Source organism: Gordonia prachuapensis (genome assembly GCF_036350515.1).
GTDB classification, from domain to species: Bacteria; Actinomycetota; Actinomycetes; order Mycobacteriales; family Mycobacteriaceae; genus Gordonia; species Gordonia prachuapensis.
This window is the reverse complement of sequence record NZ_JAZDUE010000011.1, coordinates 98,055-123,921: the sequence shown is the minus strand read 5'-3', so window position 1 is coordinate 123,921 and position 25,867 is coordinate 98,055. Positions and strand designations below refer to the sequence as shown.

The 25,867-nt window shown below is 66.7% G+C and carries 23 protein-coding genes; 12 read left to right on the top strand and 11 right to left on the bottom strand.

The window, feature by feature from the left end:
- The first annotated feature begins 11 nt into the window (after positions 1 to 11).
- Positions 12 to 1,364, top strand: a complete 1,353-nt coding sequence (locus V1Y59_RS14455) for an MFS transporter (RefSeq protein ID WP_330505663.1) — start codon at positions 12 to 14, stop codon at positions 1,362 to 1,364.
- Positions 1,365 to 1,445: 81 nt separating this feature from the next.
- Here V1Y59_RS14455 and V1Y59_RS14450 read toward each other — a convergent pair whose 3' ends face one another.
- Entirely contained in the window at positions 1,446 to 3,011 is a 1,566-nt protein-coding gene (locus V1Y59_RS14450) for a long-chain-fatty-acid--CoA ligase (protein WP_330505662.1), read from the bottom strand.
- A 280-nt stretch (positions 3,012 to 3,291) separates the two neighbouring features.
- Here V1Y59_RS14450 and V1Y59_RS14445 point away from each other — a divergent pair, with 280 nt between their 5' ends.
- The 3 genes from V1Y59_RS14445 (at position 3,292) to V1Y59_RS14435 (ending at position 6,597) form a co-directional block, all read left to right on the top strand.
- A complete protein-coding gene (locus V1Y59_RS14445; RefSeq protein ID WP_330505661.1) occupies positions 3,292 to 4,077 on the top strand; it encodes an SDR family NAD(P)-dependent oxidoreductase in 786 nt (261 codons plus the stop codon).
- Positions 4,078 to 4,140: 63 nt separating this feature from the next.
- Positions 4,141 to 5,679, top strand: a complete 1,539-nt coding sequence (locus V1Y59_RS14440) for a class I adenylate-forming enzyme family protein (RefSeq protein WP_330505660.1) — start codon at positions 4,141 to 4,143, stop codon at positions 5,677 to 5,679.
- 18 nt (positions 5,680 to 5,697) lie between these two features.
- Entirely contained in the window at positions 5,698 to 6,597 is a 900-nt protein-coding gene (locus tag V1Y59_RS14435) for an alpha/beta fold hydrolase (protein ID WP_330505659.1), read from the top strand.
- Between the two features lie 48 nt (positions 6,598 to 6,645).
- On the opposite strand, the gene V1Y59_RS14430 is transcribed toward V1Y59_RS14435, so the two are convergent.
- Entirely contained in the window at positions 6,646 to 7,398 is a 753-nt protein-coding gene (locus V1Y59_RS14430) for an SDR family NAD(P)-dependent oxidoreductase (protein ID WP_330505658.1), read from the bottom strand.
- Between the two features lie 119 nt (positions 7,399 to 7,517).
- Between V1Y59_RS14430 and V1Y59_RS14425 the strand changes: the two genes are divergently transcribed.
- Genes V1Y59_RS14425 through V1Y59_RS14400 form a run of 6 tightly spaced genes read left to right on the top strand, consistent with a single transcriptional unit; the run spans position 7,518 to position 13,267 of the window.
- Positions 7,518 to 8,567: a phosphotransferase family protein gene (locus V1Y59_RS14425; RefSeq protein ID WP_330505657.1), complete on the top strand. Its 1,050-nt coding sequence runs from the start codon at positions 7,518 to 7,520 to the stop codon at positions 8,565 to 8,567.
- Positions 8,568 to 9,473 (top strand): enoyl-CoA hydratase, encoded by a 906-nt coding sequence (locus V1Y59_RS14420; protein WP_330505656.1) that lies wholly within the window; start codon positions 8,568 to 8,570, stop codon positions 9,471 to 9,473.
- Positions 9,467 to 9,907 carry a Zn-ribbon domain-containing OB-fold protein gene (locus V1Y59_RS14415; protein ID WP_330505655.1) on the top strand — a complete coding sequence of 147 codons (441 nt, stop codon included), beginning with the start codon at positions 9,467 to 9,469 and terminating at the stop codon, positions 9,905 to 9,907. Before V1Y59_RS14420 ends, V1Y59_RS14415 begins: the two co-directional genes overlap by 7 nt.
- Positions 9,904 to 10,785, top strand: a complete 882-nt coding sequence (locus V1Y59_RS14410) for an LLM class F420-dependent oxidoreductase (RefSeq protein ID WP_330505654.1) — start codon at positions 9,904 to 9,906, stop codon at positions 10,783 to 10,785. The genes V1Y59_RS14415 and V1Y59_RS14410 overlap by 4 nt, the downstream gene beginning before the upstream one ends.
- An 18-nt stretch (positions 10,786 to 10,803) precedes the next feature.
- Entirely contained in the window at positions 10,804 to 12,105 is a 1,302-nt protein-coding gene (locus tag V1Y59_RS14405) for an acyl-CoA dehydrogenase family protein (RefSeq protein WP_330505653.1), read from the top strand.
- A gap of 13 nt (positions 12,106 to 12,118) precedes the next feature.
- The gene (locus V1Y59_RS14400; protein WP_330505652.1) at positions 12,119 to 13,267 is read left to right on the top strand and encodes an acyl-CoA dehydrogenase family protein; all 1,149 of its coding nucleotides are present in this window, start codon (positions 12,119 to 12,121) and stop codon (positions 13,265 to 13,267) included.
- A 51-nt stretch (positions 13,268 to 13,318) separates the two neighbouring features.
- On the opposite strand, the gene V1Y59_RS14395 is transcribed toward V1Y59_RS14400, so the two are convergent.
- On the bottom strand, positions 13,319 to 14,080 hold the full coding sequence (locus V1Y59_RS14395) for a FadR/GntR family transcriptional regulator (protein WP_330505651.1): 762 nt from the start codon (positions 14,078 to 14,080) through the stop codon (positions 13,319 to 13,321).
- A 189-nt stretch (positions 14,081 to 14,269) separates the two neighbouring features.
- On the opposite strand from V1Y59_RS14395, the gene V1Y59_RS14390 reads away from it, so the two are divergent.
- Complete coding sequence (locus tag V1Y59_RS14390) at positions 14,270 to 15,457, top strand: thiolase family protein (protein ID WP_330505650.1); 1,188 nt, start codon at positions 14,270 to 14,272, stop codon at positions 15,455 to 15,457.
- Positions 15,458 to 15,907: 450 nt separating this feature from the next.
- On the opposite strand, the gene V1Y59_RS14385 is transcribed toward V1Y59_RS14390, so the two are convergent.
- From V1Y59_RS14385 to V1Y59_RS14360, 6 genes are all read right to left on the bottom strand, one after another.
- A complete protein-coding gene (locus V1Y59_RS14385; protein ID WP_330505649.1) occupies positions 15,908 to 16,225 on the bottom strand; it encodes a Rieske (2Fe-2S) protein in 318 nt (105 codons plus the stop codon).
- Positions 16,222 to 18,738: a nitrite reductase large subunit NirB gene (gene nirB / locus V1Y59_RS14380; protein ID WP_330505648.1), complete on the bottom strand. Its 2,517-nt coding sequence runs from the start codon at positions 18,736 to 18,738 to the stop codon at positions 16,222 to 16,224. Before nirB ends, V1Y59_RS14385 begins: the two co-directional genes overlap by 4 nt.
- Positions 18,738 to 19,085 (bottom strand): molybdopterin oxidoreductase, encoded by a 348-nt coding sequence (locus V1Y59_RS14375; RefSeq protein ID WP_235724710.1) that lies wholly within the window; start codon positions 19,083 to 19,085, stop codon positions 18,738 to 18,740. Before V1Y59_RS14375 ends, nirB begins: the two co-directional genes overlap by 1 nt.
- A 98-nt stretch (positions 19,086 to 19,183) precedes the next feature.
- Positions 19,184 to 19,555 (bottom strand): DUF2834 domain-containing protein, encoded by a 372-nt coding sequence (locus tag V1Y59_RS14370; protein ID WP_330505647.1) that lies wholly within the window; start codon positions 19,553 to 19,555, stop codon positions 19,184 to 19,186.
- A gap of 82 nt (positions 19,556 to 19,637) precedes the next feature.
- Positions 19,638 to 21,266: a 4Fe-4S binding protein gene (locus tag V1Y59_RS14365; protein WP_330505646.1), complete on the bottom strand. Its 1,629-nt coding sequence runs from the start codon at positions 21,264 to 21,266 to the stop codon at positions 19,638 to 19,640.
- On the bottom strand, positions 21,266 to 22,225 hold the full coding sequence (locus V1Y59_RS14360; RefSeq protein WP_330505645.1) for an AurF N-oxygenase family protein: 960 nt from the start codon (positions 22,223 to 22,225) through the stop codon (positions 21,266 to 21,268). Before V1Y59_RS14360 ends, V1Y59_RS14365 begins: the two co-directional genes overlap by 1 nt.
- A 181-nt stretch (positions 22,226 to 22,406) precedes the next feature.
- Between V1Y59_RS14360 and V1Y59_RS14355 the strand changes: the two genes are divergently transcribed.
- A complete protein-coding gene (locus V1Y59_RS14355) occupies positions 22,407 to 23,177 on the top strand; it encodes an SDR family oxidoreductase (RefSeq protein ID WP_330505644.1) in 771 nt (256 codons plus the stop codon).
- A gap of 6 nt (positions 23,178 to 23,183) precedes the next feature.
- On the opposite strand, the gene V1Y59_RS14350 is transcribed toward V1Y59_RS14355, so the two are convergent.
- Together V1Y59_RS14350 and V1Y59_RS14345 are read right to left on the bottom strand one after the other, a co-directional pair.
- Positions 23,184 to 24,506 carry a glycosyltransferase gene (locus V1Y59_RS14350; RefSeq protein WP_330505643.1) on the bottom strand — a complete coding sequence of 441 codons (1,323 nt, stop codon included), beginning with the start codon at positions 24,504 to 24,506 and terminating at the stop codon, positions 23,184 to 23,186.
- Positions 24,507 to 24,514: 8 nt separating this feature from the next.
- Positions 24,515 to 25,864 carry a hypothetical protein gene (locus V1Y59_RS14345; RefSeq protein ID WP_330505642.1) on the bottom strand — a complete coding sequence of 450 codons (1,350 nt, stop codon included), beginning with the start codon at positions 25,862 to 25,864 and terminating at the stop codon, positions 24,515 to 24,517.
- Positions 25,865 to 25,867 lie beyond the last annotated feature (3 nt).

Below are 25,867 nucleotides of genomic sequence, written 5' to 3'. Positions count from 1 at the left end.
GAAAGTCCCAGATGATGACAACCAGCTCGCCGAGCCGACAAGGCACCGGCCCCTCCCGTCGAAAGACCTTTCTCGCCACCGTGATCGGTCACGTGATCGAGTGGTTCGACTTCGCCGCCTACGCCTTGGTGGCCGTCTACATCGGACACCAGTTCTTCCCGAACGAGAACGAGTCGATGCAGTTGATCGCGACGTTCGCGACGTTCGCGCTCACGTTCCTGTTCCGCCCCCTCGGCGCGGTGGTGTTCGGTCCGCTTTCCGATCGCATCGGCCGCCTGAAGGTGCTGGCGCTGGTGCTCCTCATCATGTCCGTGGCGACCACGGCCATCGGCCTGCTCCCGACCTACGACACCATCGGTATCGCCGCACCGATCCTGCTCGTCGCGCTGCGCTGCCTCCAAGGGCTGTCGGCCGGCGGTGAATCGGGGAGCTCGGTGGCGTTCATGCTCGAACACTCCAAGCCCGGGCACCGTGGCTTCGGCAACTCGTGGGTGACATTCGCGGCCACGGTCGGCTTCATGCTCGGCTCCGCGGTGGCGGCGATCCTGGCGCTCACGCTCGGTGAGCAGGCCATGAACGACTGGGGCTGGCGTCTGCCCTTCCTCGTGGCCGGTCCGCTCGGCATCATCGGCCTCTACATCCGGCTGAAGCTGGAGGACACTCCCGACTTCAAGGCCTTGGAGCGCAAGGGCGAGGTCTCCAAGTCCCCGGTCCGCGAGGTCTTCGCCTACAAGCGCGAGCTGCTGACGACCATCCTGATCTGCTCGATGCACTCGGCCGGGTTCTACATGATCCTGACCTACCTGAATTCCTACATCACCACGACGACGGACTTCGGCAGCGACATCGCGCTCACCGGCACGCTGGTCGGCGCGGCCTGCACGCTGATCCCGATCCCGTTCCTGGCGGCATACTCCGACCGCATCGGGCGTAAGCCGATCCTGATCTCGGCCAGCATCGCGATGGCCGTCATGACCCTGCCGTTGTTCGCGTTCATCCGGACGTCTCCGGCCGCCGCCGTGATCGGATTGGCGGTCTTCGGCCTCCTGCTGGGATGCGTGGTCTCGGTGACCCTGTGCACCACCAGCGAGATCTTCCCGGCCCGGGTCCGTGGCGCCGGCTTCTCGATCGGGTTCGGCGTGGCCAGCGCCGCGGTCGGTGGAACGGCACCGCTGATCGCCACGGCGCTGTACTCCAGCACCGACAACGTCTACGCGCCGGCCGGTTTCCTGATCGCCGTCTGCGTCCTCGGATTCATCGGGTCGATGATCCTGATCGACCGGTCGCGTGAGGAGCTCCTCGTCGACGCCGCCCCGGCCATCGGTGGCGACGACGACACCGTCAAGGTCGCCGAACGGGTCTGATCCGCTCGACTGCCTCGATCCCCACAACCACGGGCGCCGCTCCCCTCCCCCACCCGGAGCGGCGCCCGTTCCGTTCGTCGATCAGCCTGCGCCGAGGCTCGCCCAGTCCTCGCGCAGCTCCTTCTTGCGGATCTTGCCCGAGGCGGTCTTCGGGAGTTCGTCGACGGCCACGACGCTGTCGGGAATCTTGAACCCGGCCAGGCTGCCTCGCAGCCATGCGCGGATCTCGTCGGAATTCACGGTGGCACCCGCCACGGGTGTCACCACGGCCACCGGCCGTTCGCCCCAGTGGTCGTGGGGCAGCGCGATGACCGCGGCCTCGAGAACGTCAGGGTGCGCGGCGAGCGCCGACTCCACCTCGACCGAGGAGATGTTCTCCCCACCCGAGATGATGATGTCCTTTGCGCGATCGCGGATCTGCAGATAGTTGTCCGGATGCATCACGGCGAGATCGCCGGTGCGGAACCAGCCATCTGGGATGGCCTCGGCGGTGGCCGCCTCGTCGCGGTAGTAGCCGAGCATCACATTGTTGCCGCGGACCGCGACCTCACCGACGGTGCGGCCGTCGCTGGGCACGTCGGCGCCGGACTCGTCCACGACGCGGATCTGTTCGGCGATCACATTGCCCACTCCCTGCCGGGCCCGCAGCACCGCCTGCTCGTCACGGTCCAGTTCGTCCCACTCGCGTCGCCAGTCACAGATCGCCAGCGGGCCATACGTTTCGGTCAGTCCATAGAGATGGGTGATCGCAATCCCGAGGTCGGTGGCCCGCGAGATCAACGCAGGCGCAGGCGGAGCACCGCCGACCGCGACGGACAGAGTGCGATCGTCGATGGTGTGCGCGGCCGGATCCGCGCACAGTGAGCTGAGCACGGTCGGCGCCGCACACAAATGGGTCACCCGATACTCGTCGACCGCCGCCCACACCTCACGTGGCCGCACCGCCGGCAAGCAGATGTGTGTGCCGCCGGCCGCGGTGACCGCCCACGGCAGACACCACCCGTTGCAATGGAACATCGGCAGTGTCCACAGGTACACCGACGACGCAGTGATCCCGAAGTGCGAGTTCACCGCCAGAGACTGGAGATACGCGCCCCGATGCTGATACATCACACCCTTGGGCGCGCCGGTGGTACCACTCGTGTAGTTGAGCGAGAGCACCGCGTCCTCATCGTCGGGCAACTCCATCCACGGCACTGACCGGGCGAGCAGCGCCTCGTACCCCTGATCAGCGACGACAAGCTGGATATCGGCGTCGGTCGAGGCAAACGCCTGCTCGGCGGTGGCGGCGAAATCCGGGTCACACAACAGGACCGAGCATTCGGCGTGGTCAAGGATCCGGGCGAGCTCGCGGGGGTCGAGCCGGGTGTTGAGGGTCACCAGCACCGCCCCGGCGAACGGGACACCGAAATGGGCCTCCACCATGAGGTGCGTATTCGGTGCCAGCACCGCAACCCGGTCCCCTGGCGCCACCCCCACCGACCGGAGCAGGCCCGCCTGGCGAGCCGAACGATCCAGGAGTTCGCGGTAGGTCCATCGACGGTTGCCGTCGACGACGGCAACACGGTCACCGAAGACGGTGGCCGACCGCTGGAGAAACTTCAGCGGTGTCAGCGGTTCGAAGTTGTGGGTTCGATCTTTCGGCATAGATCACCTCTCTGATGGGCCGGCCGGCCTGGGGCGGCGTTGCACATGAGCCGCAACAGCCGACCGACGTCGTCCTGCAATTGATCCGATCTTTGACCCGGCCCTCCTAGGTCCAACAGCCAAAATGAATCGGTCCGCTTCGAATATAGATAAAAGTCGGATGATTAATGTATAGTCTGCGTCACAAGCAATCTTGCATGGGCGCCATACCACATCGACCTGGCCTCGCGAACATTCGGCCATCGGTTCGGGCCCATGCGCGTGCGGGAGGACCATTCAGATGAGCAGCAATCCGACCAGCCCGGTCGCCGTGGTGACCGCGGGCTCCGGCGGCATCGGCCGGGGCATCGCCCAGGCCTTGGCGGACTCCGGACACCGTGTCGTGATCACCGGACGCGACGTGGCCAAGGGCGATGCCGCGGCGAAGGCGATCGGACCGGCGGACCGGGTGCGATTCGTCTCGGCCGACGCACTGTCGCAGGACGCCGTGGAATCGGCGATCGACACCGTGATCGACGACTTCGGTCGGCTGGATGTTCTCGTGAACAACGCCGGCGGCTCCAGCGGTTTCGCGCCGGTGGCCGAGTTGTCCGACCAGGCCTGGGAGCAGGCGTTCACGTGGAACGTCAGTTCGGGGTTCTGGGCTGTGCGTCGCGCTCTGCCGACGATGGTGGCCGCGCACCACGGACGGATCATCAACATCAGCTCGGTCCAGGGCAAGCAGGCCAACATCGTCAACTCTGCGCACTACATCATGGCCAAGCATGCCGTGAACGGCTTCACCAAGGCAGTGGCCAAGGAGTATGGCGGCGAGGGGATCACGTGTAACGCAATCTGCGTCGGTCCGGTGGAGACCGAGTTGATGAAGACCGCCGGGGCTCGCGCGGCGGCGGCGCGCGGTGTCACCTACGCCGAGCACGTACAGCGCTACGCCGACGCCACCATGACCGGGCGGATCAATCAGGCCTCGGAGGTGGGTGCGATGGCCGCACTCCTCGCCTCCGACAACGGTGCCGGCATCACCGGCGCCATCCTCAACGTCGACGGCGGAATCAGCCCCTACTGAGTTCGGCTGCTCTGCAACCAGATCCGTGGCCACTTTGGCGTACGCCCTCCGAAAGGACCATCCATGACCGCGACCTCCCATGATCCGAATCTCGCCGCAGCGTTCCGGCGTCAGGTGGCCATCGACGCCGCGGCTCCGGCGCTGGTGATCGACGACGACGTCTGGACCCGCGGCGAGCTGGCCGCAAAGGCGAACGGCGCGATCAATCGGCTGCTCGGCCTGGGCCTGCAGGCCGGCGACCGGGTGATCGCGCAGTACGACACCAGCGCCGACGACGTGGCGCTGGCCGTCGCCGCCGCCCACCTCGGACTCGTCCTGGTACCGGTGCCGAAGCGGTTGGGGACGTTGGAGATCAATCACCTCATGCAGCGCTCCCACGCCTCGCTGTTCGCATTCCACGGTGCGGCCCCGCCGGCCGGGATCCGTCCGCCCGACGGCGCCCGCACTGCATCGACCGCCTCGATCACCGCGCAGGACGACACGGTCACATCGGCACCGGTGGCGTGCACCGACGTGGACCGGTCCGAGGTGGCCCTCATCGGGGTCACGTCCGGGTCGACGGGCCAGCCCAAGGGCGTCATGCACAGCTGGGAGGCCGTGGACTGGGCCGCCGAGCGCATGCGCGCGCTCAGCAACGCCCAGCCGGGAGAGTCGATCCTGGTCACCGGCGCCGGTGCCGGTGCGCCCGGGTTCACCTTCTTCACCTACCTCGGACTCACGCGCGGGCTGACCATCGTGCGTGCAGGCCACTGGGACCCCGTCGCCGTCCTGCGGCTGGCCGACAAGCATCGCTGCGTGTGGACCACGATGGTGCCCACGATGTTGTACATGCTCCTGGAGGCCCGCGAAGAGGCTCTCGGCGTCGATGGCCGGTTGACGCACATGCGGTCGGCCACCCTCGGCGGCTCCTATATCAGCGCCGACCTGATCCAGCGTGCCCGTAACGACCTCGGGGTGGAGGTACTGCGGATGTATGCGATGGCCGAATGCATGGCCCACTCCAGCAACCTGCTCTCGCACGACGAGGCCGACCGCGACGTCATGGACGGCGCCCCCGGTCCGGACTCCGAACTCGTGGTCCTCGACCACGATCTCCGGCCGCTACCGCCCGGTGAGATCGGGGAGGTCGCCATGCGCGGTCCGTCACTGTTGAAGGGTTATCTGGCCGACCCGGCCGAGATGGAACGTCTGCTCTCACCCGACGGCTACTTCTGCAGCGGCGATCTCGGCAAGATCACCGACGACGGTTTCGTGCAGATCGTCGGGCGAAAGAAGGATCTGATCATCCGGGGCGGCTACAACATCGACCCGGCCGAGGTCGAGGAGCTGATCCGCAAGCACGACGCCGTCGCGAAGGTGATCGTGGTCGGATATCCCGACGAGAAGTACGGCGAACGAGCCTGCGCCGTCGTCGAGGTACAACCCGGCCGGGAGTTCGATTTCGACACCATGGTCGCGCACCTCATCGGCACCGGGCTGTCCAAGGAGAAGCTGCCCGAACGTCTGGAACTGCTCGACGAGTTGCCGCTGTCGCCCGACGGCAAGATCCTCCGCGGAAAGGTACAGAAATTCGTGGCCGACGAGAGCCCCGCACTTGCTTAGCACCGCTGTGACCCCCCGATGACCGGCGCAGTGTCACCGGCGCTCCTCGACGGCGCCGGCATCGAGATGTCTGCTCTGCTCTCGATGCCGGCGCACCCACGCGTGCTGATCGTCGCGCTTCACGGCGGCGGTATGCGCGCCTCGTACTTCGACACCCCCGAATCACCCGATGACACCGAGGTCCGGTCGCTGCTTCGCCTCGGCTCCGACGACGGGGCCGCGGTCCTCGCTGTGGACCGACCGGGATACGGGGCATCGGCGCATCAGGTTCCCGGAGGCCTGACCGAACCACAGCAGGCGAACATCATGTGGGCGGCCGTCGACGACTTCATGCACACCCGTGGACTGTCGACACCGGTTGTACTCGTGGGACATTCGACGGGCGCCAAGGTCGCGGCGTACATGGCCGCAGCACCCGGGGTTCGGCCCGCAGCCGGCCTACACATGGGTGGAGTCGGATGGCACTACGCCGCCGCGATGCGCGATCACCTGCTCGGCCGATCGGACAGCCCCCTGTCACGTGAGATGTTCTGGGGCCGCGACCGGTGGTATCCGCCGAATGTCGCCGAGACGGCCCGCGCGGTGTCCTCATCGACCCCGCGGGGCGAATGGGCAACGGTACTGCAGTGGGAGGACGAGCTACCCAGACTGGCGCGCCGGATCGTGATCCCCACCCAGATCGTGCTGGCCGAGGATGAACGCGTCTGGAACCTTGACGACGCGGAACTCACTTCGATGGCACAGTTGTTCGCTCACGCCGAGTCGCTGACACTGGGTATTCAGCCGGGCTCCGGCCACAATGTCAGCCTCAGCCACGCGGCGGCGCCCTACCACCGGTCGGTTGTGGAATTCGCACTCCGGCAGGCGGTTCGGGGCAGTTCGCAGGCCAACTGCCCCGACGCCGCATCGCGACGCTGATCGTCACCAGTACCGTTCACGACCAGCACTGATCAGGTGCCACGTCGATCAGGCACGCCCTCCGTCGACGCGAAGGATCGCGCCGGAGGTGAACGAAGCAGTCTCGCCGGCCAGGAACAGCGCCGCACCGACGATCTCCGATGGCGCCCCGGTGCGCTGCAGCGCGGTCTGCGCGGTCACCCGGTCCACCTCGGCGGGGTCCCAGTGCGCGCTCACATCCGTCCGGAACGCACCGGCCATGATCGTGTTCACCCGCACCGTCGGACCCAGCGATTGCGCAAAGACCTCGGTGAGGACGTTCAGTCCGGCCTTGGCGGCGACGTAGGGCGCCATCTCCGGACCCGGCCTGATCGAACCGATGCTGCTGATATTGACGATACTGCCCCCACCGCGGGTGACCATGCGCTCACCGAGCAGCGCACTCAGCCGGAACGGGGCACGCAGATTGACCGCAAAGGTTTTGTCCCACAGCGCCTCCGAGACGTTGGCCAGACCGTCATACAGCGGCGACATCCCCGCATTGTTGATCAGGACGTCCACCCCGAGGGATCGGGCGTCGAGTTGATCGACCAGTCCATCGAGCGCATCCCAGCGCCCGATGTGGCACCCGATGCCCAGCGCCTCGACGCCGTGGCGATCGCTGAGTTCGTTGGCCACTTCGACACACACATCCTCATTGCGGCTCACCACCACGACGCGGGCGCCCTGCGCGGCGAAACCGTGCGCCATCTCCTTGCCCAGACCACGACTTCCACCCGTGATCAGCACGGTCTTGCCCGCATACTGCCGCTCGTCCGCCATGCTACACCTCTCTCTCGCGATACCGACCTTCAGGCCGATGTCTTGCTCTATAGGATTAAAAGGACTATAACTCGGATGTATACCCCACGTCACATTCTTCGACGATTGCGAGCCACACGATGGACACTGCGGATGCAGGCCCCGCATCACGACACCGCGAAGGCCTCGAGAAGTGGGCAGCCGACACCTTCGGCGGCCGAGCCCACATCGAGGATGTAGTGGACATCAGCGGCAACTCCGGGCACACCTACCGGTTTGTGGTGTCGACCCCCGAGGGCGACGAGGACCTCGTGATCCGGTTGCCGCCCTCCGGCGTACGACTGACCGGCGCGTATGACGTCATCCGTCAGGTCCCGTTGCTCCGCGCTCTCGAGAACGCGGGAGTGCCGTGCGCCCGGGTCCGCTTCCACTCCGCGGACACCGATCACTTCGGCGTCCCGTACCTCATCGTCACTCGCCTACCCGGGACACCGCTGGAGATGGGTTCCGAGCGCGTGACCACGATGGATTCGGCGAGCCTGCTGGCCTGTCACCAGGTCGCCGCCGACGCGCTCGCACGGATACACCAGGTCGACTGGACGTCGTCACTGGCCGACTGGGCGCAGCCGTCCACGGTGCCCGACGAGATCGCCTTCTGGCGCCGCGTTCTGGACTCCGGACGCGACAAGGACTGGAGCGCTCGCGGCGGCGAGGTCGCCGTCGCCCTGCTCGACGAAGTTCCGGCCGCCCCGTCCATCGGGCTCTGCCACGGAGACTTCCAGACCAACAACATTCTCTTCGCGAATGCCGGGACCGATCCGGTGATCGCGGGGGTGATCGACTGGGAGGTCGCCTCGATCGGCCCCGTGCTGGCCGATCTGGGCTGGTTTCTGATGATGAACGATCCGCACTCCTGGGACCCCAGCGAACGCCGGGGCGGCGTCGATCTCGACGCGGTCGTCGCACGTTATCGGGAGACGATCGACGTGGACGACGCGGATCTCGACTACTTCCGCGCCTTTGCGGGCTTTCGCATGGGCGCGATAGCGGCACGCAACATCATGTTGCACCGGACCGGCCGTCGGATCGACGAGGCCTGGGAACGCGCCGTGCCCTCCGTCGATCGACTCTTCGACCGGGCCGCCCAGATGCTACGCCGGGACACCGTCCCGGCCAGAACAGGAGACTAGATGTCAACGCCGGATTATCAGTACATCAGCTACGAGCTGCTCGACGACGGCGTGATCGCCCGCGTCTTGCTCGATCGGCCACGCACACGCAATGCGCAGAATCGCGGACTCCTCGTGGAGTTGGACGACGCACTGGCACGGGCCGAAGCCGACGACCAGGTGCGTGTGATCATTCTCGGCGGCACGGGCCCGATGTTCACCTCCGGTCACGATCTCGGCTCTTCCGACGACGTGCGTGAGCGGACCCCCGGTCCCGATCAGCATCCGACGATGACCAGCCATGGCGGCACCCGGTTGGGTACGGAGAACCGGATGCTGCAGGAGTGGCACTTCTTCTTCGAGAACACCCGCCGCTGGCGGAACCTGCGCAAGATCACCATCGCCGAGGTCCACGGCACGGTGTACGCCGCCGGTCTGATGCTGACCTGGGCCTGCGATCTCATCGTGGCCGACGAGGAGACCACCTTCGCCGATGTGGTCGGCTCACGCCTCGGCATGTGCGGTGTGGAGTACTTCGGACACCCCTGGGAATTCGGCCCCCGCCGTGCCAAGGAACTCCTGCTGACCGGTGACTCGATCAGCGCGCGTGAGGCCTACGAGATCGGAATGGTGTCCAAGGTCTTCGCTCCGGAGGAACGGCAGAACAAGACGGTCGAGTTCGCCCGGCGCATCGCCGAGCGCCCGACGATGGCCGCCCTGCTCATCAAGGACTCGGTCAACCAGTCCGTGGACAACATGGGCTTCTACAACGCGCTGCAGGCGTGCTTCTCGCTGCACCAGCTCAATCACGCCCACTGGGCCGAAGTCACCAACGGCGAAACCCTGCTCGGTACACCCGAGTTCGGCGTACCCGACTGGCGCGAGGCCCGACCGGTCCACAATCGGGTCGCCGACTCACCATGGTGACCGACACCCGGCCGACCGCACCGCTGTGGCAACCGCCTGACGTGGAATGGCTTCGTCCGTATCGGGATGGCCTGTCCGAGCGGGAACTGCGCCTTCCGCGCTGTTCCGAATGCGCGCAGTGGTGCTGGTATCCGCTGACCGATCGCTCACCGTGCCACCACGCGACCTACCTCTGGGAGCACGTGGGCGCCACGGCCACCCTCTTCAGCTTCACGCGGGTGCAGCGGTCCCTGATACCCGGACACACCGAGCCCTATGTCGTCGGCCTGGTGCTACCCGAGTACGCCCCGCGGTGCCGGGTCGCAGCGGTGATCGCCGACGGTGTCCACCTACGGTGCGACGCCGCACTGGAACTGCGCTTCACCCGGTCCGACGAGACGTCCGACACCGGCCCAGCTCCCTACCCCTACTACAGACTTCGAGGTGCGAGATGAGGTTCGGGATCGCACTGTTCCCCCTTCGGCCCCACCAGCTCGTGGATGTCGCCGAACGCGCCGAGCAACTCGGCTACGACTCGGTGTGGGTCGGCGAGCACACCGTGACGCCGGTCCAGAACGATTCGTCGTTCCCGTACGCCGGAGAAGGCGACAGCGGCCACGACGCCTTCCACGCCAATCTGCCCTTCTACGACCCGTATGCGGTGCTCGGCCACCTCGCGGCCCGCACCTCCCGTCTGCGGCTGGCCGTGTCGGTGTCGCTCGTGCCGTTGCATGATCCGTTCCACATCGCCCGATCGGTGGCGACCGTCGACCAGTTGTCGGGTGGACGCTTCATCCTGGGCATGGGCGCCGGATGGCTCCGCGAGGAATTCGAGATCCTGGGCAAGGACTTCGCCAGCCGGGGCAAGCGATTCGACGAGAGCCTCGACGTCCTCGACAGCCTCTTCGACGACGACGTCACCGAGTACCGCGGCGAGCAGCTGCAGGTGCCGCCGGTGTCGATGACTCCCAAGCCCGCGACCCGTCCGCACCCGCCGTATGTGTTCGGCGGCCACTCCAAGGCCGCGATGCGCCGCGCTGCCACCCGCGGCGACGGATGGCTGGCCTCGGACCTCTCGCCCGACGAGGTCGCGCGCGGTATCCGGGATCTCGACGAGCGGCGCGCCGCCGCCGGCCGGGAGGCCGTGCCCTTCGAGGTGAGCGTGCACGTGACCGGGGACGTCTCCCGCGCGGTGATCGACGAGTACCGCGACGTCGGTGTGGATCGTCTCGTCATCCGCCCCTGGGTGCGCGGCAGCAAGGCGGTTGCCGCCATCGAGCAGTTCGCGCAGGCGAACCAGGACTTCTTCGCGCCGGTGCTGTCCGGTCGCTGACACGAAAGGTAGACAACCATGGCGTGGGATTTCTCCACCGACCCCGAATACCAGGCGAAGCTGGACTGGGCTCAGGACTTCGTCCGCGACGAGCTGTTCCCGCTGGACACCCTCGACCTCACCGAGGACCAGATGAACCAGCTGGTGCGTCCGCTGCAGGCGCGGGTGAAGGAGGCCGGACTATGGGCCGCTCATCTGCCGCCGGCCCTGGGCGGCGGCGGTTTCGGTCAGGTCAAGCTCGGTCTGCTGCACGAGATCGTCGGCCAGTCGCGGTTGGCGCCGCTGGTGTTCGGCAACAACGCCCCCGACTCAGGTAACGCCGAGCTGTTGGCGTTGGGCATCGAACAGGCTCCCGACAGTGAGTGGCAGCGGCAGCGCTGGCTGCAGCCGCTGCTCGACGGCGACATCCGCAGCGCGTTCTCGATGACCGAACCGGGTGCCGGGTCGGATCCGACGCTGCTGTCGACCACTGCTGTGCGCGATGGTGACGAGTGGGTCATCAACGGCCACAAGTGGTTCACCTCGCACGGGTCGGTGGCCGACATCCTCATCGTGATGGTCGTGACCGATCCCGAGGCCGCCCCGCACCAGCGCAGCTCGATGATCGTGGTGCCCGCCGGTACGCCCGGCGTCACGGTGCTGCGTGACGTCCCCACGATGGAACACCCCGAGCCGCATTTCGGCCGATTCGGTGCGCACTCGGAGATCCTCTACGAGAACGTCCGGGTGCCCGTGGAGAACCTCGTCGGCGAACAGGGCAAGGGATTCCTGCTGGCCCAGCAGCGCCTGGGGCCCGGCCGCATCCACCACTGCATGCGCTGGCTGGGTCAGTCCAAGCGGGCCTTCGACATGCTCTGTGAGCGGTCGCTGTCGCGGTACGCGCACGGATCGAATCTCTCCGACAAGCAGACCATCCAGAACTGGATCGCCGATTCGAAGGCCGAGATGGAGGCCGCACGACTGCTGACGCTGCAGGCGGCCTGGAAGATGGACACCTATGGGGTCAAGGCCGCACTCACCGACATCTCGCTGATCAAGTTCTACGGCGCGCAGGTGCTCTACAACGTCATCGACCGGGCCGTCCAGATCCACGGGGCGCTCGGCCTGACCACCGACCTGCCCCTGGAGTACATGTACCGCGCCGCCCGTGCCGCGCGGATCTACGACGGCCCCGACGAGGTGCACCGTTCCACGGTGGCCCGCCGGATCCTGCGCGAGTACGAGCCCAGCGAGGTGCCCTCGCAGCATGTTCCGTCGATGCGGGCCCACGCCCAGGAGCGTTTCGCCGACGCGCTCGAACTCCACACCAGCAATCTCTGAGAGGTGATCCACCGTGCGTCGAACCCTGTACGACCAAGACCATGAAGACTTCCGAAAGTCCGTCCGCGACTTCGTCGACCGGGAGATCATCCCGAACAGCGCGGAGTACGAACAGGAAGGGATGATCGGTCGCAGCGTCTGGCGCGGTGCCGGTGCACTCGGCCTGCTCGGACTGTGCGTGCCCGAGGAGTACGGCGGCTCGGGCGCCGAGGACTACCGCTTCAACGCCGTCATGGACGAGGAGCTCACTCGCGCCGGACTGGCCTACTCGTGCGCCCTCGGTGTGCACACCCACGTGGTGGCCCCGTACCTGGTCGAGCGCACCACCGAGGAGCAGCGCAAGCGCTGGTTGCCGGGCTTCTGTTCGGGCGAGATGATCACCGGCGTGGCCATGTCCGAGCCCGGCGGTGGGTCGGACCTGGCGTCGCTGAGCACCAAGGCCGAACGCGACGGCGACGACTGGCTGATCAGCGGCTCGAAGATCTTCATCACCAACGGCTACAGCGCCGACTTCCTCATTGTCGCCGCCCGCACCACCCCGGATACCCGGTCCAAGGGCATCACCTTGTTCGGTGTCCCCACGGACACACCGGGTTTCAGTCGCGGCCGCAAACTCGACAAGATCGGGCAGACCGAGGGCGACACCGCCGAGCTGTTCTTCGACAAGGTCCGCGTGCCGTCGTCGAACATCATCGGCGAACTGGACCGCGGGTTCGGACTGATGATGCAGCACCTGGCCCAGGAGCGTCTGGCCTCGGCCGTCTGCAACATCACGCATGCGGACCTGGTGCTGGAGTCCACGCTGGCCTATGCGCGCGAGCGTCAGGCCTTCGGCCAGTCGATCGGTTCGTTCCAGTACAACCGCTTCATGCTGGCCGACCTACGTACCAGCATCGACGTGACCCGCGCCTACGTAGATGCCTGCATCGCGGCCAGCACCGACGGTGATCTCACCGCGGTGGATGCGTCCAAGGCCAAGCTGTGGACCTCGGAGGTCCAGGGCAAGGTCACCGACACCTGTCTGCAGATGTTCGGCGGCTACGGGTTCATGAACGAATCGCAGGTCGCCCGGGACTGGAAGGATGCCCGCGTCACCCGCATCTGGGCGGGCACCAGTGAGATCATGCGCGACCTGATCAGCCGTTCGCTCGAACTGGGCTGAAAGATCCGCGGTGGCAGTGCCTCCCGTGGCCGGAAGGCACTGCCACCGCGGTCAGCTCTCGCGCTGCGCGCGGTAATAGGGACGGAGCGATTCGATGTGCTCGGCGGTCGCCGCCTCCGCCGCCTCGCTGTCGCCGGCGATGATCGCCTCCGCGATTCGTCGATGCTCTGTGCAGTTCGTGTGCCAGAACTCCTCGGTCGGCGAGGTGCCGGAGAACCGCGCGCGGGCGACCGCCGACACCGGACGACCCATCAACTCCAGCAACTGGTTACCCGACGCCCTCAGCAGCAGGTTGTGGAAATCTGCGGAGAACTCCAGAGATTGCTCTCGTGACCCGTCCACATCGGGCGCCTGGCACGCGGCGAGCAGCGCATCGGCGTGCTCACCGCCGCGACGCCGAGCGGCCAGGCCCGATGCCGGCACGTCGATGGCCTTCCACGCGTTGAGGAAGTCGTCGGCGGTCACCTTGTTGGTGACGGCGAGGATGTTGAACGCGTTGCTCAAGGTGCCCTCGACCTTGCTCGCATCGGGTTCGACCACGAAGGTCCCGCCTCGCACACCGCGACGCGTGGTCACCATTCCCTCAGAACTCAGGATGCGCAACGCTTCCCGGATGGTGCCCTTGCTGACGCCGAACAGGGCGGCCATGTCGGGTTCGGCCGGGAGCCGCTGACCGGGAGTGAGATCACCGCCCCGTATCAGGTCGCGCAGTTGTTCGGCGACCTGGAGGTACGACGATCGGATCGGGCGCACATCCAGTTTCGCCGACGTCAGCGGTGACGAGGCATCGTCACCGGTCAACCCGGATGTCACGGCATCACTCCTGTCCATCCAACCGCCCCTACATCGAATGATTTGCTTTCTCGCATGCTACCGCGCCCAGGTGGCGCCCGACAGTAACTGCACATATCCGTTTGTCCAGCGAACAGGCTCGACGAACCACATACCGTCATGCCGCGACATGACGTAGCCTTGAGATACCACAAAACATCGGAGTTTTAGATGGGTGACATGACAGGCTGGGACACTTCCATCGCCGGCGACATCGCCATCGTCGGGGTGGGTGAGACCGAGTATGCCCGGCGCGATGATCGTCCGCTGACGTCCATGATCGCCGAGGCCGTCGGCGCCGCGCTGCGCGATGCCGGGCTGACCGCCGCCGACGTCGACGGCATGGTCAGCGAATCCGCGCAGATGCCGCACACGGCGCCGGCCGAGGACGTGGCACACGCAGCCGGCATTCGCCCCGATCTCGGCTTCCTGGCGTACGGGGTCGGCTACGGGGCCGGATTGGTCAGCGCGCCACGATTGGCGCAGTTGGCGCTGGCGAGCGGGCAGGCCTCGGTGGTCGTGTGCTGGTTCGGCCACCGTCTCAGCGCCCAGCACGACGGTCCACGCTCCGTTCATGCCAACGACCAGGTGAAGGCCACCTTCGAGATGCCTGCCGGGTGGTACGGACAGCCGGTCTACTTCGCGGCGATGGCCCAGCGCTACGACCACGAGTTCGGTCTGCCGGCGCATGCGTTGGCCGCGGTGTCGACCGAAGCCCACCGACACGCGCTCACCACACCGGGCGCGCTGCGACCACGAGAAATGACCTTCGAGAGCTACCTCGAGACCCCGATGGTGGCCGAGCCACTTCGCTCCGCGGACTGCTGTCTGGTCAACGACGGGGCGACCGCCTTCGTCATGACGACCGTCGATCGTGCCCGCGACCTCCCTCGGCCCGTGGTCCGGGTGGCCGGCGTCGGGTTGGGTCGATCGGCGGTGTCCGGCGTCGAATGGTTCACCCAGAACACCGATTATCTCGTGACGCCGGCGGCGATCTCCGGGCCCCAGGCCTTCCGTGATGCGGGATTGAGTCCGGCCGACGTCGATCTCCTCGAAGCCTATGACTGCTTCTCCATCAACACGATCCTGCAGTACGAGGACCTCGGGTTCGTGGCAAAGGGAGAGGGCGCCGATTTCGCGATGACGAAGGGTATCGGGCTCGACGACCGCCTCCCCACCAACACCCACGGCGGATTGTTGGCACATAGCTTCATGCTCGGTGCCAACCACGTCGTCGAAGCGGTGCGCCAGGTGCGGGGCGAGCGCGGCGAGGGACAGGTGCCCGGGGCGGAGGTCGGCATGGTGACGGCACTCGGGGTCCCGCACCATGCGTCACTGCTGCTGACGGCGGATCGCTGAGTCTGTCCCGACAGAGCACATCCCGACGCCGATCTCACCACGAGCAACCACACCGTCAGCCGAGCACCGGCGTGACTCGGACCGAACTCCGGGTCGCGCTCACGAGCGGCACACCACGACGTCTGCGGCGGGGGGTACGCGACACCGTGGGCCAATAGCCACTGTGTTGTCGGCTGTGGCCGGCGGGTGCTGAGTTGCCTGTCGGCGCTACGGCTGCTCGACGTCTGGGTTCCCCGGCACATCCGATACAGTCCACACCCTCGCCCGCTCCTGCGCACCGCGCGCCAGGCGCGTCGCTGTGCGAACAGTACGGCCATCCCGAATCGGAGATCGCCTCTGGTGACGAACTCGCAGTTGCGCTGCGGCATGCGCCGAAGTGCTTGCACGACGAGGGCATCGTCGAACTGGTGCGCACACTTCAAGCCACGGACACCCACCAGGGAACTCGTCTCACGGCCAGACCACGATACGTCCGTCGCGATCCTCCACGCGGTACACGCCCAGCGAGCCGATCCCATCGGCGGTACAGCCGCCGTCGGAGAAACGGAACACGTACTGATGCAGCGGACACACCACGTGGCCGAGATCGAACTGGCCATCGGCGATCGGGCCTCCCCGATGGGGGCAGACCGCGTCGGCGGCCCGCAGCGTGCCGTCGGTCATCCGGAACACCGCCACCTGCCGACCGTCGACCGGGTAGGCCCGCCCTTCCCCCGGGAGAAGATCATCGATCGAGCCCACCGGGACACCGGCGTCGACGCTGGTCATCGGACCGGAACCTGTGGGAGCGGAAGCAACGGCAATGCGGAGGTGAACTGGGCAGGCGACCGGGGCTCCTCGCGATCGAGCCACGGGTCGACGTAATCGGCCACCGCCTCGTCGATGCGCTCCTGTAGACCGGCGACGATGCCGTCGCGGTCATCGACCAGAATCGCCCGCAACTCCTCGATACCGATGCGTGGCACCCACGCATAGGTGCGTTCCAGCCACTTGGCCTGCTCACGGTAGTACTGGATGAAGATGCCGCACAGTCGGATCACCTCCTCGGGCGAATCGACCGTCGCGAGCAGATCGCCCTTGCGGATGTGTGCGCCGGCCGCGCCGCCGACGAGGATCTCCCACTTGCCGTCGCCGATCGCCACCACACCGAAGTCCTTGCACAGGGCCTCAGCGCAATTGCGGGGGCAGCCGGTGACCGCGAGCTTCAGTTTGGCCGGCGACTCCAGGCCCTGATAGCGCGTCTCGATCGCGATGCCCAGCGCCGTCGAGTCCCCGAGCCCGAACCGGCAGTAGTCGGTTCCCACACAGGTCTTCACAGTCCGGAACGACTTGCCGTAGGCATACCCGGACGGCATGCCCAGGTCGTCCCAGACCTTCGGCAGGTCTTCCTTCTTCACGCCGAGCAGGTCGAGGCGCTGGCCGCCGGTCGCCTTGATCATCGGGATGTCGTACTTCTCCGCGACGTCGGCGATCTTGCGCAACTGCTGCGGCGACGTCACGCCGCCCTTCATCTGCGGTACGACGGAGAACGTGCCGTCCCGCTGGATGTTGGCGTGCACGCGATCGTTGACGAACAGCGCGCCCGGTTCGCGATTCCACCCGGTGCCCCAGATGACCCGAAGCAGCGACGACAGCGGCATTTTCGCGGTGGCGTCCTCACCGTCGGGCGCCAGGTTCTCGAAGACCTCGGACACCGAACGGAGATCCTGCCGCTTGATGGCGTCGATCAACTCCGGCTTGGTCAGCGGGATACACGGCACATACCAGTCCGCCGACTTGTCGACGGTCAGCGCATCACCCGCGGCGAACTCGACGATGTCACCGACGAGTGGCTTGCAGGAGCCACATCCCTTGCCGGCGCGGGTCTTTGCGCACACCTCGCTCACACTGGTGCATCCGGATCGCACGCAGGAGACGATGTCCCCCTTCGTGACACCGTTGCAGTTGCACACCTGAACATCGTCGGCGAGCTCTGCCGCGCCGGTCTCAGCGCTCGGAGTACCCATGTCGAAGAGCATCGAGATACGTTCCTCGGGCAGCGGCACCTTCTCGTCGAAGGCCTGCGTGAGGAAGTTGGCCTTCGAGATGTCGCCGAGCAGCATCGCCCCGATGAGCTTGTCGTCGCGGACCACCACGCTCTTGTAGATGCCGCTACGCGGTTCGTAGAACTGGACGAACTCGTCGTCCTCACGCTCGGGGCCCTTCACGCCCATGGCCGCGACGTCGACGCCGGCGACCTTGAGCTTGGTGGTCAGTCGCGAACCGTGGTATTCCGCATGGGGATTCGCACCCGTGATGACGTCGGCGAGCACCACCGCCTGTTCCCACAGCGGCGCGACGAGACCGTACACCTCGCTACGGTGCTGACAGCACTCTCCCACGGCGTAGATGGAACCCTCGTCCTCGCAGCGCATCTGGTCGTCGACGACGATGCCGCGTTCGATGACGAGCCCCGAGCTGCGTGCCAGCTCGACGTTGGGCCGGATGCCGGCGGTGACCACGATCATGTCTGCCGGCAGGGATTCGCCGTCGGCGAATCCGACTCCACTGACGGTGCCGTCGTCGTTGCGTAGCACGGCGGTGGTGCGTTTACCGGTGTGCACGCCGACCCCGAGTTCCTCGATCTTGTTGCGCAGCACCTTTCCGCCGCGTTCGTCGAGTTGCTGATTCATCAGGTGGCCGGGCGAGTGCACCACGTCGACGTCGACACCCTGGGTCTTCAGCCCGTATGCGGCCTCCAGGCCGAGCAAACCGCCACCGATGACCACGGCACGGACGTCGTCGCGCGACGTCGCCATCTGCAGCATGCCGTTGGTGTCCTCGATGGTCCGGAATCCGAAGACGCCGCGTGCCAGCCGCCCATCGGACTCGCGCAGCCCATCCATGTTGGGGAAGAAAGTGTTGGACCCGGTGGCGATGATCAGGACGTCGAAATCGATGACACGACCACTGGCGCAGGTGACGGTCTTGGCGAACCGATCGATGCCCTCGGCGCTGTCGCCGGAATAGAGGGTGACCCCGTTCTCCCGGTACCACGCCATCGGGTTGAGCATCAGGTCATCGTCGTCGAGGGTCGCCTCGCCGGAGAGCACGTGGCTGAGCATGATCCGGTTGTAATTGCCGTAGGGCTCGTCACCGATCATCGTGACGTCGAACAGTTCACTGCCGCCGCGCGACAGGATTTCTTCGACGGTCCGTGCGCCGGCCATACCGTTGCCGACCACCACCAGCTTCCGCTTGGCGGTGGTCGCATCGTCGTGCGGCGTGACGTCGACAGGCATCAGAAGATGACCATTCCGAAGTCGATCACGACCTCACCGCTCGTCGCTTCCGGTGCCGCCAGAACCAACTCCAAGGTGGTATCCGGGTCCACGTCCTCCACCACCCGCAGTGGGACGTTGACCGAGGACCGCGCCCCCATCGGGAAAATGCGCATGGGCTGGCCGTCCCGCATCAGCGTCACGTAGATCAGTTCGCCCGAGCTGTTCCCGCCACGAAAGTAGAGGGGCTGTGCCGTCATACCCGGGGGCACCACGTAGGTCAGGGACGGATCGATCGGTGCCGGTTTCGTCAGCCCCGTTCCGGTGAACGCGTAGACGCCTTGCAGGAACCGCGGTGTGCTGGACATACGGCCACTATCGCGACCGCGCGTGAATCGCTTCTTGCCTGAGTGTTACAAGGCGATTGTCAGGACCTCACTCCGCATGCGCTGCGAGTGAGAGCTGATCACCACCCCGCGATCGCGCGATCCCGGACCAGAAGGAAGAACGGGATGGCAGTCGCGATGCCGACACCGCATGTCAGGACGAACGACGCGATCCACCACGGCACGATTCGGAGGCGACGCGCCTCGGCGAAGGCCCAGAGGTGGAAGCTGATGCTCACGAAACCCAGATCGACCAGGGCGAATCGGCCCGGCGTGGTCTTCAGGATGTCGCCGACGAAGAAGTCCTGGGTCGAACGCAGTCCGTTCTCCCTGACGTATGGGAGCGCGATCGCATTCTGGGTGATGAACGCAGCGATGAACAGCGCGAAGAGCGGTTTCTCCCGTCCGCTCGTTCCACCGCCTGCCGCCCCACCGCCGGATGATGTGACCACACTGCCCCCTCCGAGTCGTCGCGCCGCCCAGCCTCTCACCATCCGTACGGGTGTGCTGCGATTTCCCCGGATCGGTGATGGTTCAGCGTTTGCGGCGGCCGGCGGCGCCGACCATGTCGGCGAGTTGGGTGAACTTCACCCGCGGGCGGCCCTGCTCGGCCCCGAGTCGCCGCTCCCGGCGATCGATCGCGCGCATTCCGCGGTACCCGATCACGTGCCGGGTGCGGCGCGCCAGCAGCGACGCGAATTCTCCGGGTCGGCGCGCGCTGCGTGTCAGACGGCCCGACGCGGCGTCGTCGAGGAAGTGCTCGACGGTCTGTTGTGCGCACATCTTGTTCGCGCCGATCCCGCCTCGCGGGCCACGCTTGGCCCATCCCAGGACGTATCCACCGGGCACCAGAGACCCGGCGTCGTCCAGCATCCGCCCGTCGTCGTTCCGGAAGACACCGCGCTCGTCGTCGAAGGCGAGTCCGGCGATGGGGGTTGAGCGGTACCCGATGGACCGCACGATGAGGTCGGTCGCGATCTTGTGGTTGTCCCCGCCGGTCCGCACCGCCACCGACTCGACGTTGGTGGTACCGATGATCTCCTCGGGCGATGAGTGGAACAGGAAGACGATCCGGCGCTTCGCGGGGTCGGCCGGCGCCCCGAAGTCGGGGACCTCGCCATCCGAGCCGTCGAACACCGCGACCTCGACGCCCGGGATCTCCGACAGTGCGCGGTACTCCGCTGCGGTGTACGCCGCGGTTTCCGGCCCGCGACGGCCCAGGAGGACGACCTCGTGGACGTTCTGTTCACGCAAGATGTCCAGTGCCCGGTCGGCGATGTCGGTGGTGGCCAGCAGATCCGGCGGTGAGACCAGGATGCGGGCGACATCGAGCGCCACATTGCCCGTACCGACGATCACGGCCCGACCGGTCGCCGGGTCATCGCTGCTGCGGCCTCTGATCGGCGGCCCTTCGTCGACACCCGGAACCGCGTTGTACCAGGCGACGAGATCGGTGGCGGAGGTGGATCCGGGCAGGTCCTCGCCCGGAATGCCCAGGCGGCGTGACTCGTTGGCGCCCACGGCGTAGAACACCGCGTCGAAGTGTTCGGCCAGTTCGGCCGGCGTGATCTCGTTCGGGCCTTCGCCGACGACGACGTTGGTGGCCATCGTGACCCGCGGGTCGCGGTACAGCAGATCGAAACCACGCAGCACCCCTTTGGTGCCGGGATGATCCGGCGCGACACCGGCGCGGACCAGACCGCCCGGGGTCGGGAGCTTGTCGATGACGGTCACCGATGCCTCGGTGCGATCGAGGATGGTGCGCAGGGCGTATCCACCCGACGGACCCGTCCCGACCAGCGCTACACGAAGTCCGGCAGGAAGTTTGGGAATGTCGGGATAGGTCACCGATGGTCCACTGTCGCGCCGCTCGGCGTCGTCCACGGGGTCCCAACCCGACGTCACGTCCGGGTTGTTCTTGTAATAGTCCGCGTTGATGTCGATGAACACCTTGTCGCGGGTGCCCAGCTTGTCGGCGGGATAGATCGCGTCCACCGGGCACGCATCGGCACACGCACCGCAATCGATGCAGGCCTCGGGGTCGATGTGCAGGATGTCCGAACTGCCGAAGCCACGCTCCTCGGGTGTCGGATGGATGCAGTTGACCGGGCACACCGACACGCATGCCGCGTCGCTGCAGCAGGATTGGGTGATGACGAACATCAGAGCATGTTCGCTTTCCGGTAGTAGTACATGGCCGGCTTAGTCAACAGACCGACCTCGTCGAGGAACTCCATGAGGTGGGCGCAGCTGCTGCGGATCATGGACTGGAAGTGCGAGTTGGAGCGCATCTGCGCCATCGCCCGGTCGGCGTCGAGTCCGGCGTCGGCGAAGGCCTGCTTCTGCACCAGGCTGGTGACGATGAAGTAGGCGCCCAGCGCAACGTAGAGAGCGCTGAACTGTCGCCGCGCCCAGCCGACACCGTCCATCGACTCGCGCACCTCTTCGCGGGCGAACTTCATGTGCCGCGATTCCTCGAGGACGTGGATCTCGTTGACCGTCCGGATGAACGGCAGCACCCGGTCGTCGCGCATGCAGCCGCGTTGGAACACGTCGAGCACTTCCTCGGCGACGAGGATGCCGGCATAGGCGACCTCGTTCTTGGCGGTGCGCTTGAACAGCTTGCCCAGCCGCCCGACCTTCTTGGTGGGCTTGTACGAGGTACCGACCATCTTCTCGGACGCCTTGGCGAACATGATCGAGTGGCGGCACTCGTCGGCGACCTCGGTGAGGGCGAACTGGAACTCCGGGCTGTGGTAGGCGCCGAGATACTGATCGCGGATCACCATCTCCTGCAGGATCATCTCGAACCAGATGCCGATGTTCATGATCGACGCGAACTCGTGCCGGGTCACCGAGATCCGCTGCTCCTCGGTGAGCTCATCCCAGTAGGCGGTGCCGTACAGCGACGACCATTCGGGGCTGCACCCGTACTTGGTGGGATCCATCGGGGCGGACCAGTCGATCTCGGTCATCGCGTTGCGGGAGAGCCGCGCCGCCGAGGCGAGCAGTCGCTCGGAGACCTCGTCGGTCCCCTGATCGCGCATGCTGACCACGTTGTCGGGGTGAGCGGCGCCGGCGCGAGCACTCTCGCCGTATGTCCGGTCCATCGCTGCAGTCATCGGCTCTAGCCCTCCAGGCCATCGGTGAACACTTGTTCTTTCATGACAACGCGCACTGTTATGACAATGCGTGTTGTCACGATAGCATCGGGGCGTCCCGAAGTGAACAGCTCTGGTTATATACTCGCCAGTAAGTTCCTTGAGGGGGCATAAAATCGCAGGTCAAATGCAGGAGAGCAGCATGTCATCGATCTTCATCACCGGCGGGGCCGCAGGAATCGGGCTGGCCACAGCGGAGCGCTTCGGGCGCGAGGGATGGACGGTCGGTGTCTACGATGTCGATGCCGACGCGCTCGCCAAGGTGAAGGCGAATCATCCCGGATTCATCACCGGAACGCTCGACGTCCGCGACCCGGAACAGTGGTCGGACGCACTGGCGGATTTCACCTCGCACACCGGCGGAACCCTGGACGTCCTGGACAACAACGCGGGCATCCTGGTCGAGGGACCGTTGCACGAGATCTCCCCCGAGGCCGTTCGCCGACAGATCGACATCGACGCCCTGGGCGTGGCACTCGGCGCGCAGGCTGCCTATCCGTACCTGAGGAAGACGCCGGGCGCGCACCTGGTGAACATCGCGTCGGCTTCGGCGATCTACGGTCAGCCCGGGATCGCCACCTACAGCGCGACCAAGTTCTTCGTCGCGGGCCTGACCGAAGCCCTGGAACTGGAGTGGGAACACGACGACATCCGGGTCGTCGGCATCTGGCCGCTGTGGGCGAAGACCGCGTTGGCCATGAACGACGCCAAGACCACCAAGACGCTCGGTGTGCGCATCACACCGGAGCAGGTGGCCGAGAAGGTCTGGGAGTCGGTGCATCCCACCCGTCAGGACAAGCTGCTCCACCGCACCAGCTATGCGGTCGGCACCCAGACCCTCGTACTCGGCAACGCCGCCAAGTTCATCCCGAACTTCCTCAATCGGGCGGTCAACAAGATGCTCGCGCAGTAACGGCCCTCACGCTCGCTGTCCGCCCGTCTCGACGATGTCGGCGGCTGCCGCAACGGCCTTGTCGGACTCCACCATCCGTTCGGCGACGTCGCGGGCGGCCGCCCGCACCGGCGCGGACATCAGCGTCCGCAATCCCGCGGTCAGAGCCTCCGGCGTGAGCGCGGACAGCCGGACGCTGCAGCCCACTCCCAGGGTCTGCACGCGGTGCCCCCAGAACGGCTGATCGGCGGTGATCGGACACACGAACGTCGGCAGCCCGGCCCGAAGCGTCGCGGCAGTCGTACCCGCGCCGCCGTGATGGAGCGCAGCAGCACATTTCGGGAGGACCGAGCCGTGATCGAGCGGGCCGGACACGAAGACCGTATCGTCGTCGGGACCGACTCCCCGGTGCTCGCGGCCGGCGACCAGACAGCGGAGACCGGCGGTGCGGGCTGCCGCGCGGACGGTGGCGATGACCTTGTCGTGATCGCGCAGCGGCATGCTGCCGAAGGTGATGAACAGTGGCGGCGCGCCGGCGGCCAGCCACCGTCCGAGTTCGGTGTCGCGGCCATCGATCTCACCCATCGCCCGCCGGCGCGACGTGGGCAGGTCGAAGAACCCGACGACGGGCTTCGCGTCACCCCATTCGTCGGCGAGCCCGGGGATCAGAGCCTCGTCATAGGCCTGGATCTGCGGAATGCCTGCCGTGCTCAGCCGACGCGGCAGCGGCGCCCGTGCACGCGGCAGTCCCAGTCGCCGACGAAACCTGTTCTCGTTCCAGCCGGTCGCCGTCCACGTGATCCGATCGGCGATCCGCCACGTCCGCCTCTTCCAGTGCGGCGACAGCGAATCCGACAATCCGGGAATCGCGCCCATCATCCCGTTCTCCGACATCGGCCCGTAGCGCAACACCACCAGTCCCGCACCCAGCCGCTCGGCGAGCGCGAGGCCTCGGTCCTGACACAGTGGCGCGACGACGATCGTGTCGACGTGGCGCGCCGATGCCGAAGAGCCGACGAGTGCGCCGACCAGGTCGTCATCGAACGCGGCGAATCCACCGCGGACGGTCTCGAGTGCGAACCTCCACCTGCGCAGCGGATTCCGACTCTGTTGCGCCGCAGCGGCCGCGTCAGACGTCCAGGCGGCGTGGGCGTCGAGCCCGACCGGCCGGACGGCGGCGACTCCGGCCTTGGTCGCGAGGTCGACGAAGTCGGGCGGCGCGAGCAGGGTGACGTGATGGCCACGGCGCTGGAGTTCGAGTGCCAGACAGACCCCCGGTTGGATGTCGCCGCGACTGCCGTACAGGATCATCGCGATGTGCAGGGCCGATGAATCCCGGATCGCCGACATCGAGCACCTCACCAGAACCTGTGCTCGAGGCGCCAGGCGGACAACTCGTTACCGACCAGTTTGCGCAACAGATCGGTGTCGCCGAAGTGATCGGGGTCGACACCGAAGAACGTCAGCGTGATCCGATCCCCGTACTCGACCGCCCAGGCGGCGATCGCCGGGCCCTGTCGGCGCCGCTGCTGCGCCGAGACCCCCTGCATGATGGCGCGGATGCCGAACCGTGACGCGGTGACGCCGCCGAGCTCGAGCACGTCCGATGGTGCCACCCCGAGATTGGACACCGTGGTGTCCGGCCCGGGGATCGTCCGCATCATCCGTGCGATCACCCGGCGCGGAAGCAAACGCACCACGGGTTGCAGGTTGTCCGCGGCCTGTTCGCTCCCGGACTCGGCGTAGGTGACGAACGCCTGCTTGCTCATGGCGCGAATTCCATCGAGAGCCATCCCCGGCTCGATCGGCTCCGACAACCGGATCCAGACCCCTCCGGAGGCGTTCGCCCGGTCGTCGAGTTCGTCGGCTCGGTTGTCGACGGCGATGCACACCCGGAGTTGCTCGCCGACCGGGAATCCGGAACGCTGCACGACCCCACCCAGCAGCGCGGTGAACAGTCCGTTGGCCGTCCCCTGATGCTCCCTGGCACGGTCGTGCCAGACCTGGCGGTCGACGTCGACGATGGCCAGCGTCGTGTCCGCCGCGACGTCGTCGTTCGGCGGCGTCGGAGTCGGTGGATGCATGGTGTTCCCCTGTGCACCGCCCCGATTGCGGATGGCCGTACCGGCGAGGATGCGCAGCGATCTCGCCGCCGCGGCGAGCTGTCGTGCGGCGTCGACCACGTCGGCCATGAGGGCGCGCCCGCCACGGGCGGTGTCGGCGGCCGGAAGAATGCGCGATCGGCCGGAATGCGCTTCCGCCAGTGCGTGATACAACCCCTGGCCATCGGTGATCATGTGGGAGACGAGTAGTGACACGACCCGGCCGCCCGTGTCGGTGATCGCCGAATCCACCTGCCATCCCCGTCCGTCCACCGGCCGCAGTTCCGCGGCTCGCAGACATCGGTCGGCCCAGGTTCCGATATCGCTGTCATCGATCGTCTCCCCCGGGGTTGGCACGGGTTTCTCGGTCGAGGCCACCCAGCGGTGCCGCGCCACCGGGATGCGGGTTCGTCGCACCGCCCGGTGCAGCGATCCGGTGGCCAACGCGTGCCGCAGACCGTCGACCGCCTCGGGGCCTGGATCGTCCTCGAACACCCACAGGTACTGGATCGGAGCGCTCATCCCCAGAAGCTCTTCGGCCATCAGGTACGACTCGTCGGCGCCCGTCACCCGGGGAATGGCCTGTTGTGTTTCGCGAATTCTCATCGG

Excerpts from the sequence above, each read along its gene's own strand:
- V1Y59_RS14450 (WP_330505662.1), bottom strand. The coding sequence starts at position 3,011 with ATGCCGAAAGATCGAACCCACAACTTCGAACCGCTGACACCGCTGAAG.
- V1Y59_RS14385 (WP_330505649.1), bottom strand. The coding sequence starts at position 16,225 with ATGACCAGCGTCGACGCCGGTGTCCCGGTGGGCTCGATCGATGATCTT.
- V1Y59_RS14430 (WP_330505658.1), bottom strand. The coding sequence starts at position 7,398 with ATGGCGGACGAGCGGCAGTATGCGGGCAAGACCGTGCTGATCACGGGT.
- V1Y59_RS14390 (WP_330505650.1), top strand. The coding sequence starts at position 14,270 with ATGGGTGACATGACAGGCTGGGACACTTCCATCGCCGGCGACATCGCC.
- V1Y59_RS14345 (WP_330505642.1), bottom strand. The coding sequence starts at position 25,864 with ATGAGAATTCGCGAAACACAACAGGCCATTCCCCGGGTGACGGGCGCC.
- V1Y59_RS14410 (WP_330505654.1), top strand. The coding sequence starts at position 9,904 with ATGAGGTTCGGGATCGCACTGTTCCCCCTTCGGCCCCACCAGCTCGTG.
- V1Y59_RS14355 (WP_330505644.1), top strand. The coding sequence starts at position 22,407 with ATGTCATCGATCTTCATCACCGGCGGGGCCGCAGGAATCGGGCTGGCC.
- V1Y59_RS14425 (WP_330505657.1), top strand. The coding sequence starts at position 7,518 with ATGGACACTGCGGATGCAGGCCCCGCATCACGACACCGCGAAGGCCTC.
- V1Y59_RS14440 (WP_330505660.1), top strand. The coding sequence starts at position 4,141 with ATGACCGCGACCTCCCATGATCCGAATCTCGCCGCAGCGTTCCGGCGT.
- V1Y59_RS14360 (WP_330505645.1), bottom strand. The coding sequence starts at position 22,225 with ATGACTGCAGCGATGGACCGGACATACGGCGAGAGTGCTCGCGCCGGC.
- V1Y59_RS14435 (WP_330505659.1), top strand. The coding sequence starts at position 5,698 with ATGACCGGCGCAGTGTCACCGGCGCTCCTCGACGGCGCCGGCATCGAG.
- V1Y59_RS14365 (WP_330505646.1), bottom strand. The coding sequence starts at position 21,266 with ATGTTCGTCATCACCCAATCCTGCTGCAGCGACGCGGCATGCGTGTCG.
- V1Y59_RS14405 (WP_330505653.1), top strand. The coding sequence starts at position 10,804 with ATGGCGTGGGATTTCTCCACCGACCCCGAATACCAGGCGAAGCTGGAC.
- V1Y59_RS14350 (WP_330505643.1), bottom strand. The coding sequence starts at position 24,506 with ATGTCGGCGATCCGGGATTCATCGGCCCTGCACATCGCGATGATCCTG.
- V1Y59_RS14375 (WP_235724710.1), bottom strand. The coding sequence starts at position 19,085 with ATGTCCAGCACACCGCGGTTCCTGCAAGGCGTCTACGCGTTCACCGGA.
- V1Y59_RS14415 (WP_330505655.1), top strand. The coding sequence starts at position 9,467 with ATGGTGACCGACACCCGGCCGACCGCACCGCTGTGGCAACCGCCTGAC.
- V1Y59_RS14445 (WP_330505661.1), top strand. The coding sequence starts at position 3,292 with ATGAGCAGCAATCCGACCAGCCCGGTCGCCGTGGTGACCGCGGGCTCC.
- nirB (WP_330505648.1), bottom strand. The coding sequence starts at position 18,738 with ATGCCTGTCGACGTCACGCCGCACGACGATGCGACCACCGCCAAGCGG.
- V1Y59_RS14455 (WP_330505663.1), top strand. The coding sequence starts at position 12 with ATGATGACAACCAGCTCGCCGAGCCGACAAGGCACCGGCCCCTCCCGT.
- V1Y59_RS14420 (WP_330505656.1), top strand. The coding sequence starts at position 8,568 with ATGTCAACGCCGGATTATCAGTACATCAGCTACGAGCTGCTCGACGAC.